Annotated in this window: 11 protein-coding genes and 1 tRNA gene; 6 read left to right on the top strand and 6 right to left on the bottom strand. The window is 68.3% G+C overall.

All coding sequences use genetic code 11. The features are described 5' to 3' along the window. The first annotated feature begins 72 nt into the window (after positions 1–72). The 3 genes from hemN to IE191_RS04210 all read left to right on the top strand — a co-directional run bounded on the left by hemN (position 73) and on the right by IE191_RS04210 (position 5,151). Positions 73–1,401 (top strand): oxygen-independent coproporphyrinogen III oxidase, encoded by a 1,329-nt coding sequence (gene hemN, locus IE191_RS04220; RefSeq protein WP_229815095.1) that lies wholly within the window; start codon positions 73–75, stop codon positions 1,399–1,401. A 259-nt stretch (positions 1,402–1,660) separates the two neighbouring features. Next, positions 1,661–2,278 carry a bifunctional 4-hydroxy-2-oxoglutarate aldolase/2-dehydro-3-deoxy-phosphogluconate aldolase gene (gene eda / locus IE191_RS04215; RefSeq protein WP_191323116.1) on the top strand — a complete coding sequence of 206 codons (618 nt, stop codon included), beginning with the start codon at positions 1,661–1,663 and terminating at the stop codon, positions 2,276–2,278. 86 nt (positions 2,279–2,364) lie between these two features. Next, positions 2,365–5,151, top strand: a complete 2,787-nt coding sequence (locus IE191_RS04210) for a phosphoenolpyruvate carboxylase (protein WP_191323115.1) — start codon at positions 2,365–2,367, stop codon at positions 5,149–5,151. 12 nt (positions 5,152–5,163) lie between these two features. Here the strand turns inward: IE191_RS04210 and IE191_RS04205 are convergent, their stop codons facing one another. Continuing rightward, positions 5,164–6,294 carry a potassium channel family protein gene (locus IE191_RS04205; protein WP_191323114.1) on the bottom strand — a complete coding sequence of 377 codons (1,131 nt, stop codon included), beginning with the start codon at positions 6,292–6,294 and terminating at the stop codon, positions 5,164–5,166. Positions 6,295–6,469: 175 nt separating this feature from the next. Between IE191_RS04205 and IE191_RS04200 the strand changes: the two genes are divergently transcribed. Further along, complete coding sequence (locus IE191_RS04200) at positions 6,470–7,102, top strand: YceI family protein (RefSeq protein WP_191323113.1); 633 nt, start codon at positions 6,470–6,472, stop codon at positions 7,100–7,102. A gap of 73 nt (positions 7,103–7,175) precedes the next feature. Next, positions 7,176–7,252, top strand: a tRNA-Arg gene (locus IE191_RS04195). Positions 7,253–7,300: 48 nt separating this feature from the next. On the opposite strand, the gene IE191_RS04190 is transcribed toward IE191_RS04195, so the two are convergent. Both IE191_RS04190 and IE191_RS04185 read right to left on the bottom strand, forming a co-directional pair. Beyond that, the gene (locus tag IE191_RS04190) at positions 7,301–9,904 is read right to left on the bottom strand and encodes a DUF2309 domain-containing protein (RefSeq protein ID WP_191323112.1); all 2,604 of its coding nucleotides are present in this window, start codon (positions 9,902–9,904) and stop codon (positions 7,301–7,303) included. A 17-nt stretch (positions 9,905–9,921) separates the two neighbouring features. Then, positions 9,922–11,298 carry a proton-conducting transporter transmembrane domain-containing protein gene (locus IE191_RS04185; RefSeq protein ID WP_191323111.1) on the bottom strand — a complete coding sequence of 459 codons (1,377 nt, stop codon included), beginning with the start codon at positions 11,296–11,298 and terminating at the stop codon, positions 9,922–9,924. A gap of 133 nt (positions 11,299–11,431) precedes the next feature. On the opposite strand from IE191_RS04185, the gene IE191_RS04180 reads away from it, so the two are divergent. Continuing rightward, complete coding sequence (locus IE191_RS04180; protein ID WP_191323110.1) at positions 11,432–12,298, top strand: LysR substrate-binding domain-containing protein; 867 nt, start codon at positions 11,432–11,434, stop codon at positions 12,296–12,298. Between the two features lie 152 nt (positions 12,299–12,450). Here the strand turns inward: IE191_RS04180 and IE191_RS04175 are convergent, their stop codons facing one another. The 3 genes from IE191_RS04175 to IE191_RS04165 all read right to left on the bottom strand — a co-directional run bounded on the left by IE191_RS04175 (position 12,451) and on the right by IE191_RS04165 (position 14,545). Next, positions 12,451–12,861, bottom strand: a complete 411-nt coding sequence (locus tag IE191_RS04175) for a hypothetical protein (protein WP_191323109.1) — start codon at positions 12,859–12,861, stop codon at positions 12,451–12,453. 63 nt (positions 12,862–12,924) lie between these two features. Beyond that, positions 12,925–13,344, bottom strand: coding sequence for a GNAT family N-acetyltransferase (locus IE191_RS04170; protein ID WP_191323108.1), 420 nt, complete (start codon positions 13,342–13,344; stop codon positions 12,925–12,927). 58 nt (positions 13,345–13,402) lie between these two features. Then, complete coding sequence (locus IE191_RS04165) at positions 13,403–14,545, bottom strand: FAD-dependent monooxygenase (protein ID WP_229815094.1); 1,143 nt, start codon at positions 14,543–14,545, stop codon at positions 13,403–13,405. Between the last annotated feature and the right edge of the window lie 163 nt (positions 14,546–14,708).

The raw sequence follows: 14,708 nt of genomic DNA, 5'->3' as shown, positions 1-14,708 counted from the left end.
CCAGTTGCCCAAAAGCCAGACACCCTGAACACCGCAGTCGCAACCCTGCCGAACCCCACCATCGGGTCCGGTTTGGGTGAGCGATTTGCCGATTGGACGTGGTATCCCGAGCTTTTGGCGCGGCCCGTGCCGCGCTACACCAGCTATCCCACCGCCGCCGAATTTGCCGATGTCGATCTGGCGGATGCGCAAGTAGCCGCGCTGGCGCGCTTGCAGGGGCCGGTCTCGCTCTATCTGCATATCCCGTATTGCCAGGAAATCTGCTGGTATTGCGGGTGCAACACCGGGGCGGCCAACCGCAGCCAGCGCCTGTCCGCCTATCTCGGCGCCCTGCACCGCGAGATCGAAATGGTGGCGCAGGCGATCGGGCCGCAGGCGCGCATCACCCGCATCGCCTTTGGCGGGGGCAGCCCCAATGCCATTTCGCCCACCGACTTCGTTCGCCTGATCGATACGCTGACGCTGAACTTCCGCCTGGCGCGGCCGGTGCTCTCGCTCGAACTCGATCCGCGCAGCCTGGCGCCGCAGTGGTTCACCGCCATTCGCGGCATCGGGGTGATCAAGGCCAGCCTGGGCGTGCAGACCTTCGATCCGCGTGTGCAGGCCGCGATCGGACGGGTTCAGCCGGAGGCGGATATTGCCCGCGCCATGGACGGATTGCGCGGGGCCGGGGTGGATTCGATCAATTTCGACCTGATGTATGGCCTGCCCTATCAGGACGAAGCCGTGCTGGCGCAAACGCTCGACACCGCCGTGGCCATGGCACCCGACCGCGTCGCGCTGTTCGGCTATGCCCATGTGCCGCACGTGGTGCCGCGCCAGCGGCGGATCGACGTGGCCGCGCTGCCCGGCCAGCGCACCCGCTTTGCCATGGCGGCGCAGGGATCGGCGCATCTGCGCGGGGCGGGCTATGACGCCATCGGCTTCGATCACTTTGCCCGGCCGCAGGACGATCTGGCCCAGGCGCGGCGCAACGGCACGCTGCGGCGCAATTTCCAGGGCTTTACCGACGATACCGCAGGCGCGCTGATCGGCCTTGGGGCTTCATCGGTGGGCATGTTTCCCGGCCTGCTGGTGCAGAACGAAAAGAACGCCGGCCGTTATCGCCAGCAGGTGGAAGCCGGGCGCCTGGCCGGCACACGCGGGCTGGTGCAAAGCGCAGAGGACCAGCGCCGCGCGGCGGTGATCGAAACCCTGCTGTGCCACGAAGCGGTGGACCTGCCGACGGACCTGATGGACGAGGCGCGGGAAGGGCTGGCGCCGTTCCTGGCGCGCGGCCTGGCCCGGATCGAAGGGCAGCGGCTGGTGCTGGCACCGCACAGCGCGCCCTATCATCGCTCCATCGCCGTGCTGTTCGATGCCTATCGCGGTGGCGGGCATCAGTTCAGTTCGGCCGTCTAGGGCCTGTGGGGATTCAGCCCATGGCGGGCTGCGAACGGCCGCTTTTCGCGCTTCCGGTGCTCACGTACCGAAAGTACGCTGCGCTCCGGGTCACGAAAATCAGCCATTCTCGCTCCACCCTGGCCTAAATCCCCACAGGCCCTAGGCAGCGCGCTTTTGCCACACTTTGAGGAAATAGCTATGCGCCGGGGCTGTTAGCGGGTGCACAACCGTGCGTTGAGGGGCTAGGCTTTTCTCCTGCCAAATGCGGGGAGAGTTCATGAAGCCGATCGAAGCCATCATGCGCACGGCGCCTGTCATTCCGGTGCTGGTGATCGATGATGTGGCCCATGCCGTGCCGGTTGCGCGCGCGCTGGTTGCTGGTGGCCTGCGTGTTCTGGAAGTGACGCTGCGCACACCGGCGGCGCTCGATGCGATCACCGCGATGAAGAGTGTCGAAGGGGCCATCGTTGGCGCCGGCACGGTGACCAATCCCGATGAACTCAAGGCCGCGATCGATGCTGGCGCCGAATTCATCGTCTCGCCGGGGCTGACCGACCGCCTGGGCCAGGCCGCCGTGGACGCGGGCATTCCGTTCCTGCCCGGCACTGCTTGCGCTGCCGACATCATGCGTGGGCTTGATCTGGGGCTGACCCATTTCAAGTTCTTCCCCGCTTCCACCTCGGGCGGGCTGCCAGCGCTCAAGGCCCTGGCCGCGCCGTTCTATCAGGCGCGTTTCTGCCCCACGGGCGGAATCAGCGCCGCGACCGCGCCCGAATGGCTCTCGTTCGATCGCGTGCTCTGCGTGGGTGGTAGCTGGGTCGTGCCCAAGGGCGCACCCGACGAAGCCGAGATCGAGCGCTTGGCGCGCGAGGCCTCGGCGCTCGCCAAGGCCTGACCGGGCCACGCGGGGTGGCGGCCAGGAACGCGCGCTCGACCAGGAAGCCGCAAACGGCATCACAGCCAGCAGGGGGGAAACGGCAGATGAAGACCGTCGCGAAGCTCAGGGACCGTTTGCGCAAGCTGCACGAGCGGACCGCCGAAACGCCGCTGTTCAATCCGGTATTCCAGCTCAGCCACGATCTCTCGCGCGAGCTGGAGACCGGTGCCCTGTCGCTCGACGACATGGAAAGCCTGGTGGCCGAGTTGGAGTGCGAGGCGCTGCAAAGCCGTGCCGGGCGCCTGCGCCGGCTGGTGGCGCCGACCAATCCCGACGAGAACCTGGCGCGCGTGGCCGCCTTGCTGGACGAGGAAGACGGCTTCAGTCAGTTCCGCGCCCGCTGGGAAAAGCCGCTGCTGCATGCGGTGTTCACCGCGCACCCCACGTTCCTGCTCAATCCGGCGCAGGCCGATGCCGTAGCCACGGCCGCGCTGGCCGACGATCCGCTGGCCTCCACGGTGTGTGCCCTGCCGGCCAACGGCCCCAAGATCACCCTGGAATTCGAGCACCTTGAAGTGTGCAACGCGATCGAGCGTGCCGGCCATGCGCGCGACCGCATCAACGCCACGCTGCTGGCCCATGCCCGCCAGCGCTGGCCGGGTCGCTGGCTCGATTTCCGGCCGCTGCCGTTCCGCTTTGCCACCTGGGTCGGCTATGACATGGATGGCCGCACCGATATCGGCTGGCACACCTCGGTCGCATTCCGCCTGCGCGAAAAGGCGCGCCGTTTGGCCACCTATTCGTCGGGGCTTGCCAGCCTGGTGCCCGATCACGCGATGGTCGCCACGCTCGATGCGGCGCAGGCCCATGCTTCGGAAATGGCGGAGCTGTTTTCGCGCCCACTCGATACGCCCGAGGGATTGGCATCGGCGGCCAACCGCCTGACGGCCGACGATCCGGCCAAGTTGCTCAGCCTGGCGCCGCTGATTGCCACGCTGGAAGCCGATGCCGCCGCTGCCGAAGATGGCGACGTGGCGGTGGGCCTGGCGACGCTGGCGGGCGCCATGCGCGCGGATGGCCTGGGCATGGGGTGGATCCACTTCCGGGTCAATTCCTCGCAGCTTCACAACGCCTTGCGCCGCCGGATCGACCCGGAAGGCACGCTCGACATTGCCAGCAAGAGCGCGATCTCGCGCCTGCGCGAGCTGCTGGCCGAAGTGAAGCCGCTGCGCGTCAACTTCGCCGCGCTGGCGATCGAGACCAGCACCGCGATCCGCCAGTTTCTGGCCATGGCGCAGATCCTGCACCATATCGACGCCGATGCGCCGATCCGCATGCTGATCGCCGAATGCGAGCAGCCGCAGACCGTGCTGGCCGCGCTCTATTTCGCCAAGCTGTTCGGCATCGAGGACAAGGTGGACGTGTCTCCCCTGTTCGAGACCGAGACCGCGCTGGAGCATGGCGGTCGCTTCCTCGAAGCGCTGCTCGCCGAAGAGGCCTATCGCGACTATGTGCGCGGGCGCGGGCGCGTGTCGATCCAGACCGGCTTTTCCGACGCCGGCCGCTTCATCGGCCAGTTGCCCGCCGCCTTGGCGATCGAGCGCCTGCAAGGCCGCCTGGCCGAAGCCATGGTCAACAACGGCCTGGCCGATGTGGCGGCGCTGGTGTTCGACACGCATGGCGAATCCATGGGGCGCGGGGCGCATCCGGCCGGCTTTGCCGATCGCCTGACCTGGCCGCTCAGCCGCTGGGCGCGCCGCCGCTTTGCCAAGGCGGGTATCGCGCTGGAGGCCGAGGCCAGCTTCCAGGGCGGCGATGGCTATCTGTTCTTCCGCAACGACGAACTGGCGCTGGCCACGCTGGCGCGCATTGCCGAAGCCGAAGTGGCGTTCACCGCGCCCGCCGCGCGCGATCCGTTCTATGATCGCACCGACCTCAGCCTCGATTTCTATCGCGCGATCCGCCGGGTGCAGCGCGATCACCTCAAGAGCGCGACCTATGCCCGCGCGGTCACCGCGTTTGGCCTGGGCATGCTGACCGCCACGGGCAGCCGCGTGTCGCGCCGCCAGTCCGACATTTCCGCCGATCGCTCGATGAGCTTGCGCCAGATCCGCGCGATCCCGCACAACGCCATCCTGCAACAGATCGGCTATCCGGTGAACGTGATCGCCGGGGCGGGCACGGCGGCGGGCGACGAGATGGAGGCGATTGCCGAACTGCTCGGCCAGTCCGACCGTGGCAACCAGTTGGTGCGCCTGCTGCGTGCGGCCAATGGGCTCGCTTCGATCAAGACGGTGGCGGCTTATGGCGAGCTGTTCAATTCCGCCTATTGGGCCAGCCGGCCTTATCGCGGCACCGAAACCGCCCTGGAAGCGGCGTGCATGGCGCTGGCCGAATATCTCACCAAGGACGATCGCTCGGGCGTGTTCCGCCGCCTGACCTCGCGCCTGCGGGTCGACTGGATGAAGCTGCACCGCCTGCTCGCGCTGGTGCCGGGCATGCCCTCAGGGCGGGATCCGGTGGTCGATGCAGAGCGGCGCAACATCGGCCTGCTCCAGGCCGTGCGCCTGTCGCTGCTGATGCACATGTTCCTGCGCGCGGTGCAGGTGCCGCCGTTCTCGCGTTCCAACGACGTGAGCCGCGACGACGTGCTGGAAATGGTGCTGTCGCTGCGCGTGGACGATGCCCTGGCCCAGTTGCGCCGCGCCTATCCGGTGGCGATCCCCCACGTGGCGGATTTCAGCGTGGACGAGCCGAGCGACTTCCCCGACCACGAAGGCGAGGACTATGGCGCCATCCGCGCCCGGTTCATCGATCCGATCGAGCGCGCCCATGCCCTGAACCTGCGCGTGGCCGTGGCCGTGGCGAACTACTTCGGCGCGCACGGCTAAGTTGTCGAACGATCAGCGCACCAGCGCGCGCCCGTGCTTGATCGGCCGCGCCGGGGCGTGGAACACGGCGCCCGCCGACAGGCGGCTGCCGCGCACCACCAGCAGGATGCGGTCGCCCGCCTCGATCCGCACGTCCTCGCCGGGATGCGCGATCTGCTGGCCATGGGCGCGGTCGATCTGGACGATGAAGAAAGCGCCGTTGCCGCGCCGTTCGGCTTCGCCGACGCTGGCACCGGTCAGCGCGCCCTTGGGCGGGCAGGTGACCACTTCCAGGTCCAGCCCGAAATCGTGCAGCTTGCGCTTCACCTCGCCCATCGGGCTGCCTTCGTCCATGGCCGCCCCGGTGGCGGGGTAGAGGATCATTTCGGTGATGCGTTCGGCGCCGATGTGGGTGGGCAGCACCACCTTGTCGGCCCCGGCGTGGAACAGCTTGCTTTCGGTGGTGGGCGCTTCGCCGCGCGCGATGATCTGCACGGCGGGGTTGAGGCTGCGCGCCGAAAGCGTGATGAACACGTTCGCGGCATCATCGGGCAGCACCGTGGCGAGCACGCGGGCGCGGGCAATGCCGGCTTCCTTCAATGTATCTTCATGGGTGGCTTCGCCCACCAGCGTCAGGAAACCGTGGCCGCGTGCTTCCTCGGCCTTGGCGGGAGAGCGTTCGAGCACCAGGAAAGGGTGGCCGGCTTCGGCCAGCGCCTTGGCCAGTTGCACGCCGATGCGGCCATAGCCGCAGATGATGGTGTGGCCGGTCAGGCGTTCGATTTCGGTATGCATGCGATCAAGCCCCAGCAGGCGGCGAAACTGAAACAGGGTGAAGACCTGGACGAGCGCGCCGGTCAGCACGATCATGCCGGTGCAGCCCAGCACGATGGTCATCGTCGTCCACAGCCGCAGGAACGTGCCGTCGATCGGCCGCACTTCGCCATAACCGACCGAGAAGATCGTCAGCAGCACCATGTAGGCGGCATCGCCCAGCGGCCATCCGGCGCGGACATAACCCATTGTGGATACGGCAAACAGCGCGACGACATAGAGCAGCGTGCCCGCCAGCAGGCGCAGCGGCGAACCCAGGACGCTGTTCGCGCCCTGTGAAAAGCTGGAATGCGAAAAGCCTGATTCGCTTCGCTGTCTGTCGTCTGCCATGGTCCCCGTCCGGCACGGAGTTTGGCGGCTGGCAGCGGCGGTGTCCAGCGATCGCGGCGGTGGACCCGGCGTCTTGTCAACCTGCCCGACGGACGCTGGCGCATACAGCGATCAGTCATGATACCAAGGGCAAAGCCATAGCGCCGATCGATTCCCCGGCGGGAGAGCCTTTGCCATGACGTTTCGCCATCATGCTGCCATCGCGTTGGCCCTGGCCGGCATTGCCGCTTGCGGCGTGGTCCAGGCTCAGCCTGGACCTGGGCTTGGCCCCGGCCCGGCGCTGCCCGTTCTGCTGCAAAGCCTGCCGGCCGGGCGCTATACCGTCGATCCGGCGCAGACCGTGGCGCGGTTTCGGGTGCGCTATCTGGGCGTGAACCATATTGAAGGCACCGTGCCGGGCGCGACGGGTGCGATCGTGCTTAATCCTGGAATGCCAGAAACCCTGGCGCTGGACGTGGTCATGCCGGCAACCGCGATTGCCACGCAGGACGGCACGTTTGACGACGAGTTGAAAGGGCCGGGCCTGTTCGACGTGGCCCGCTATCCCACGATCCGCTTCCAGGGGCGCAAGCTGGTGCCCACCGGGCCACGCAGCGCCCGGATCGAAGGCGAAGTGACGATGCATGGCGTGACCCGCCCGCTGCTGCTCGACGCGACCTTTGCCGATGCCGCTACGCCGGGCGCCGGGCTGGCGGTCAATGCCACGGGCACGGTGCACCGCTCCGAATTCGGGATGACCAAATATGCCCCGTTCGTGGGCGATGATGTGAAGATCAGCATTGCCGTGATGCTCAACCGGGCCGGATAGCTGCCATCGTGGACAACAACGCACGCTGGCGCATTGTCGGCACGGGCGAGTGATGCTAGGTGCGGCAGCGGCTGCGCCCATAGCTCAGCAGGATAGAGCGCAGAATTCCTAATTCTGAGGCCACTGGTTCGAATCCAGTTGGGCGCACCACCGCAAAAGCCCGGCCCTGATGGGGGCCGGGTTTTTTCGTGTCTTCTCTCAACAGGGCCGTGCTTTCCACTCTCCGCGCAACCAGCGATGGGCCTGGTGCTTCCACGGATCGATCACCACCAGGTTGATCCAGCCGTTTTCCACCAGCCGGCCCACCGCGTCATGGCGGCGCACGATCCCTTCCACCCGTTGCAGCGGCGCCTCGACGATCACGGTCAGGCGGCGGGGAATGTGGTAGGGGGTGCCGTCATCGTGGAACAGCGACTGGCGCGGCAGGCCGGTGCACAGATCGCCGCCGCTGCCCTGGACCACGCCGAAGCCGCCGGTGACGTTCTGCGTGGTCTTGTCCCCGGCGCCGAACGCCTCGTTGTCGATGGTGGAAAACAGGTACTGGCAGTTGATCCACTGCGCCACGATCATCGGCGCGGTCATGATCCCGGTGAGCGCGCTGCCGTCTTCATCCTGCTTCCAGTCATAGCTGTGCAGGAAGGCCGTGCCCCCCAGGTCCAGCCCCTGGGTGAGGGCACGCGGCCCGATGATGAACGCGGCGTTGCCTGAAAGCCCCCATTCCGGGCGCACTTCGGCCCAGTGGGCGGCGCCCACCAGCAGGTCCTGCGGCGTGCGGCCGAGCCGCGTGGCGCGTTCGGCGCGGGCCTGCACCCCGGCGCGGGCCAGCGCGGCGTCCAGGTGTGCCAGATCATCGGCATGGCTGGCGGGTACAAGGTGGCGATCGAACACCTCGACGATGTCGCGCGTGGTGTCGTGCTGCGCGGCAAGGAACCAGGTGTCTTCGGGTAGCGCCAGGCCTTGCGCGGCAAGACCGGCACGTACTGCCGGATCGTTGAGGATCGCGGCCATCAGCCGGGCATTGGGGCCGCCGGGATGGCCACCACAGGCGCCGCAATCGAGGCTGGCGGCAAAGGCGTTGTTGGTGGTGCAGCCGCCGTGGCCGACCAGCACGAAGAGCCGCGCGGTCTGCGCCGAAAGGCCGGTCAGCGTGAACATGCCGCGCGCATAGGCGATCTTCTGCGCCAGCGGGATGGCGTGATCGTGCGCGTGGCCGTGGCCGATTGCAGGATCGTCGTTGCAGGCAGCGGGCGCCAGCACCTGGCCGGCATCGCCGATCACCCGGCGGCGCAGGGCATCGGTGAGACGCGGGGCGAGGGTGCGGGCGATCATGCTGACGGCGGCCAGCGGCCCGGCGGCTTCGGCCGTGGCAAAGCCGGTGGCGCCGGCCTTGGTGGTATCCAGCATGGCCTGGGCATCGGCCAGCGCGGCCTGCCGTGCCAGCACGGTGCGCGCTTCCGCCTCCCGCCCAGGGGCAGCGGTTTCCGGCACGACATGCGCGGGCGAGAGCAGCACCGGCAACTGGTTGCGCGCCTGGGCTTCGGCCATAGGCGCCAAGGGGATCGGGGCCAGCGCGATCGGCAGGCCGAAGAAGCCGGCATAGCCCACCGTTTCGAACGCGCCGTCGATTGCCCCTTGCGCTTCCAGCGCGCGGCGCATCGGTTCCGAGCGCACGTCGATGCAGAACACCGCCTGCACTTGTGGCCGGATGGGCGCGCGCGGCGCCGTGCGACGGGCCGAGGCGCCTTCGAGCGGCGCGGTCAGCGTGGCGAGATGGCTGGCCTCGGCTGCCTGCTGGAACAGGAAGCCGAGTTGCGCCGGGGTAAGCGCGGCCACGGTGGCCAGCCGTTCGCGGGCGGCGGCGGGCCAGGTCTTTGCTGCATCGGCGGACAGGCCGAAATGGCGCAGCAGCGCCGCTTCCACCGTGCGGGGACTGGGCGCATCGGGCACTGCCTGCAAGGCCGGACGCTCCAGCCCGCGCACCAGGGCCATCAGGGCCATGAGATCAAGCATCGTTGCCGGGGCGCCCCGGCTGGCTTCCGGCCCGGCGTATTCGGTCCGCCAGCGCAAGTGCGCGGCCCAGCCTGGCAATGTCGCCACCAGCGTGCGCAACCAGGCAAGGCGATGTTCGGGGCTCACCGCCTCGCGCCGGGCGCCGAGCAGCAGCATCTCGACCGGATCACCGGGCGCGCTGGCCAGCCAGGCGGCGCCGGTCGCTTCCACGCTCTTGCCGAGCGCCGGATCGTGGCGCAGCGCCTGGAGCAGGCAGGGATAGAGCCCGCGCGCGCGGCCGGGCACCGGCAGCGCCGCCGTGCGATCGAAAAACGCCCCGAGCCAGCGCGCCAGCATCGCCACCGCAGGCGAAAGCGCGCGGCGCACCGGCGGCGCATGCTCGGCATCGAGCGTGACCAGGCGGGCGATCAGCAGATCATAGGCGTTGAGTTCGGGCACGAGCGGGTCGAACGCGGCCTCCAGCCCGCCGAGCGCCTGGACCACCGTCTTGCGCAGGGCAACATCGTTGATCCGCCCTTCGGCGAGCAGACTGCGCCATTCGGGCAGCGACAGCGTGGCGCGGGCGCCGTGAAGGGCGGCGGCCTGAGGCACTGCATCTTCAAACGGCAGATCCTCGAACCCGGCGAGCGGGTTGACCGCGATGGCGCTGTCCAGCGGCCAGAGCGGGGCAACGGTGTGGGCCGCGATCGAGGCGAGCGCGAGCAGGGCTTCCCGTTCGCCCGGAGAGCCGAGGGCGGGATGGGCCAGCGTGGGGGCGGCGGTCTTGGCGAGGTTTCCGGCAGCGAGAGTCATCGGGCGGTTCCTTTGGATCAGGCGGTGGGATTGCCGGCGTGGATCAGGCGGGCATAGAGCGCCGGGGGCAGGCTCTGCTCGCCGCGCGCCACGCGCTGTTGCAGCACCCAGACGGAGAGGAAGACCAGCAGCAGGACCCACTGCGCCGGGCCGGACAGCAGCGGCATGGCCGCATCGGGCTGGACATGGGCCACGAACGCCAGCGCTGCGGCGTTGATCGCAATCAGCAGGATCGGGATGGCGATCACGATCATACCAACCGGGCTGCGCGAGGCGGCGCGCAGGCCGACAGCGAGGGCGCAAAGCAGCGCCGTGGCAGCCAGGCCGAGCGGCAGCAGCGCCGTAGCCGGTCCCCAGTGCAGCAGGGCAAGGCCGCCGGCCAGCGCGGCAAGGGCAATGCCCGCCGGCCACGCGCGGGGCAGGGCCTTGGTCGCCGGGGCGCGGGAGACGGTGCCCGCCGAACCCAGGAACAGCCATGCCTTGAACACCCCGTGCGCCACCATGTGCCACAGCGCGGCGGCATAGCCACCCAGCGCGATGGTCAGCAGCATGAAGCCCATCTGCGCCACCGTGGAGGCGGCGAGGCCGCCTTTCACGTCGCTGCGCACCAGCATGATCGCGCTTCCCGCCAGTGCGGCGAGGATGCCGGTGGCAAAGAGCACGAAGCGGGCGGCCGGTGCGGCTTCCAGCGCCGGGACGAAGCGGATCAGCAGGAAGCCGCCAGCGTTGACGAAGCCGGCATGCATCAGTGCCGAGACCGGCGTGGGAGCCGCCAGCGAACGCATCAACCACGAGAAAAAGGGCGGCAGCGCGCAGCGCGCCAGGGCGGCCACGACCAGCAGCGCGGCGGCCGGCAGCACGATATCGGGCGCGAGGCCGGGCGCCGCGGCGACAATCGCGGCAATCTGCGTGGAACCGGTGCCCAGCGAGAGCAGCAGCGCGGCGCCGACCAGCGCGAGATCGCCGATGCCGAATGCGATGCTTGCCCGCCGCAGCGCAGCGCGGGCTTCGGCCCATTCGCCGACATGGCCGATCATCCCGGCCATCAGGCGGCCGCTGACGATCCATGCCGCCACCAGCAGGACGACGTTGCCGGCCAGGCCCATCATCACCGTGGCGATGGCCAGCGCGATGGCCATGCGCCCGAACCAGGCCGCGCGCGGATCGGCGCGCAGTTGTCGGCGCGCGAAGCCGATCACCACACCGGTGATCAGCAGGCTGAGCCCGGCGAGCGCGACCCCGGCGGGCGTGACCGCGGTGAGGCCACCGAGGATCGCGGTCGCCAGCAGTGCGCCCAGGGCAAGAACGGGCAGATCGGCAAGCGAAAGGATGCGGCGGGACGCCGTGGGCGCGGGCGCCCGGCGACCATCCGCCAGGGGCGTGGTCTGGTTCATGTGCGGTTCCTGGCTGGCGGGGGCGAAGCGCTGCCCCCTCTTGCGCCTTCGCAGGTGCACCCGAATGAATGATTGGGGAAACGAATTTGTGAAATATTGAAAATTGAAGATTCAAATGATAGAGGGTGCAGGCATGGCTCTGCGCACGCTCGACATCGATCTGCTCCGCTGCTTCGTCACCATTGCGGACACCGCCAGCTTCACGCGCGCCGGCGAGCGGCTGGGGCGAACCCAATCGGCAATTTCCTTGCAGTTGAAGCGATTGGAAGACCAGTTGGGCCGCCCGCTGTTTCTGCGCAGCCCGCGCAGCCTGGCGATCACCCCGGAAGGCGAGCGTCTGATCGGCCCCGCGCGGCAGATCCTGCGCCTGCACGATGCCACGGTGGCGGAAATGCTGGAACCGGACATCGCCGGCTCGGTGCGGGTCGGCGTGCCGGAGGACTTTGCGACCGCACATCTCCCGGCCGTGCTGGCTGCCTTTACCGAGGCGCACCCGCTGGTGGAACTGGAAGTGACCTGCGACCTGACGCTCAACCTGATGGAGCGGTTTCACCTGGGGCATTTCGACCTGGTGCTGGTCAAGCGGCAGCCGATGCTGGACCGGCAGGATGGCGTGCGGGTGTGGCGTGAACCGCTGGTGTGGGTGGCGCGCGATCGCCAGTCGGCCGCCGATTTCGCCCGCGTGCCGCTGGTGGTCTCGCCCGAACCCTGCGTCTATCGCAAGCGCGCGACCGAAGCGCTCGACGCGATGGGCCGCCCCTGGCGCATCGCCTATACCTCCACCAGCCTGGCCGGCAGTCTCTCGGCCGTGCGCGCCGGGCTGGGGATGACCGTGCTGCCCCTGGAAATGGTGCCGCAGGGCCTGGTGGCAGTAAGCGAGGAAGCGGGCCTGCCCCCGCTCTACGATACCGAAATCGCCCTGCTCGAAGCGCCCGGCCTGTCAGACACCGCCCATCGCCTGGCGCAGCATATTATCGCCACGCTCGAACGCGGCGCCTAGGGTCTGTGGGGATTTAGCCCATGGCGGGCTGCGAACGGCCGCTTTTCGCGCTTCCGGTGCTCACGTACTGAAAGTACGCTGCGCTCCGGGTCGCGAAAATCAGCCATTCTCGCTCCACCCTGACCTAAATCCCCACAGACCCTAAGCTGTGCTTAGAGCCCCTTGCGACCAAACACCGGGCGCGGGGGGAGGGTTTCCGGGCGATCGGCCAGCGGCGCGTCCGGCTCGGGCAGCGGGGCGGTGGCGCGTTGCGCCAGGTGGCGGGCGATAATCGCGTCAGGATCGAAGCCGGGATCGCCCGGCAGGTCGGGCAGGCCGGTGGCACGGGCCTTTGGCTTGCCAGTTTGGAGGAGGCGGCGCAGCGACAGCAGGCCGCCAAGGGCCGAGGCGGCGGCGAGCGCCCACACGCCCATCACGGTAGCCTGCCCGGCGCCGCTGCCGCCCATGTCCTGCAACTGCCAGGCACACAGGCCAGTGAACACGGCCGAGGCGAAGGCCGTGATCATGCGCATGGCGTGGCCGGTGTTGACGATCATCTTGAGCATGCGCTGGCGTTTCCCCATGGCCGCAGGACGGCGCGGGCATGAAACGTAAACGGCAATCGTGCAAAAAGGGTTGCGACGGTTTCACAGCCGCTTTTGCAGGAAGAAGCGGCTTTGTCCGCGCGGGTGGTCGTCCAGTGTGCCGAACACGGTGTAGCCCAGCTTTTCATAGAAGCCGCGCGCCTGGAATGCATAGGTATCGAGCCAGATGCCCGCGCAGCCATGGTCCCGCGCGATCGCTTCGGCCTTGTGCATCAGCGCTTCGCCATGGCCCTGGCCGCGCAGGCTGTCGGGCACGGCGAGCAGTTCGATGAACAGCCAGTCGTAGCTGATCTTGCCCCACAGGCCGCCATGCTCGGTGCGATCGGCGTCGGTCAGCAGCAGGGCGACCGGGACGAGGCCGGGATTGCCACCTTCGCGCAGGTTGTAGGCGCGCAAGGGTGCCAGGATCGCTTCGCGCTGGGCATCGGTGGGGCGGGCGGCATGGGTGATGGTCACGGACATGCCGGAGCCTTGGCGGCAAAGCCCGCGCGGGGCAACCGCCAAGGCCGTGGCCGCTGGGTCAGAACGGCTGGTTGAGCCGATCGAGCGCGCCTTCGAGGATATGCGCGTGTTCGCCCGGCGAGCCATGCGAAAGCTGAAGCCGGCCGAGCGCCAGCGAGCTTTCGATCACGTCTTGGCAGCGCGGGAAACGCCGTTCCTGGTAAGCGTGAAGGCCGGCGGCGACATCCGGCCCGGCATGGGCCAGTTCCTCGGCCAGCACGATCCCGCTTTCTACCGCCATCCCTGCGCCCGAGGCGAGATGCGGCGTGGTGGCATGGACGGCATCGCCCAGCAGCACGACGCGGCCGTTGTACCACGGGCGGGGCTGGAGCGCGGCGACGAGCGGGCGATAGTTGATCCAGTCGTCCATCGTCATGCTGTCGCGGATCCACCCAGCATGGCCACCGAAACCAGCGAGCAGGGCCTTGAGATCGTCATACAGTTCCGCTTCGGTGCGGAACGTTTCGCGCTCTTCGTGCGGGGTCAGCATCCACATGTAGATGCTGTCGGGGCTGCACGGAGTGATGCCGCAGGGATTGTCGTGGCCGAGGTAGAATTCGCCCATGTCCAGCGTGGGCGGCTTGCGGATGGAGATGCGCCAGCAGCCCTGGCCGGTGGGCTGGGCGGGCGCCATGTGGGGGAAGGCCAGGTCGCGGAGCGCGGAAAACACGCTGTCGGCCCCCACGACCAGATCGTAACGCGCGGTGGTGCCATCAGAAAAAGTCACGTCCACGCCGTCGGCGCTATCAGCCAGGGCGCTGACGGTAAGGCCAAGGCGCACCGGGATGCCCAGTTCGCGCACTTTGCCCTGCATGATCTTGTGCAGCACCGGGCGCATGATGCCCCCGGTGGCGGGCAGGCCTTCCTCGATCACCGGCTCGTCGAGATCCTTGAGATGGGTGCCGTCGAAGCGGAACAGCCGTGTCTTGTTGGTAATCGCGCCTTGCGCCTTGATCTGGTCGAGCAGGCCGATCCGGCGATAGGCGCGCAAGGTGGGGCCGGTGATCGTGATCCCGGCACCATAGACCCGCCATTGCGGATCAAGGTCGATCAGATCGACCGCCACGCCGCGTTCGGCCAGGGCAATGGCAGCGGCCATGCCGCCGATGCCACCGCCAACGATCAGCGTCTTGGCGACGCCGGTGATGTTCTCCCGTTCCATGGCGCCATGGCTAATGCACGGTAGCCGAGAGGCAAATCCGAAGCATGGATAGGCGCCCATCCACACAATCGTTAAGACGCGCCGCGATGATTGCCCTACCTGACGGGCCAATAGAGGTTTGCCGTGCCAAGATGCGCGGAAATGCTCCGGGGAGGAATATTAT

It is taken from the genome of Novosphingobium pokkalii (assembly GCF_014652855.1).
GTDB classification, from domain to species: domain Bacteria; phylum Pseudomonadota; class Alphaproteobacteria; order Sphingomonadales; family Sphingomonadaceae; genus Novosphingobium; species Novosphingobium pokkalii.
Note: the sequence above shows the minus strand (reverse complement) of the source record. Positions and strands in the feature narration are given on the sequence as shown.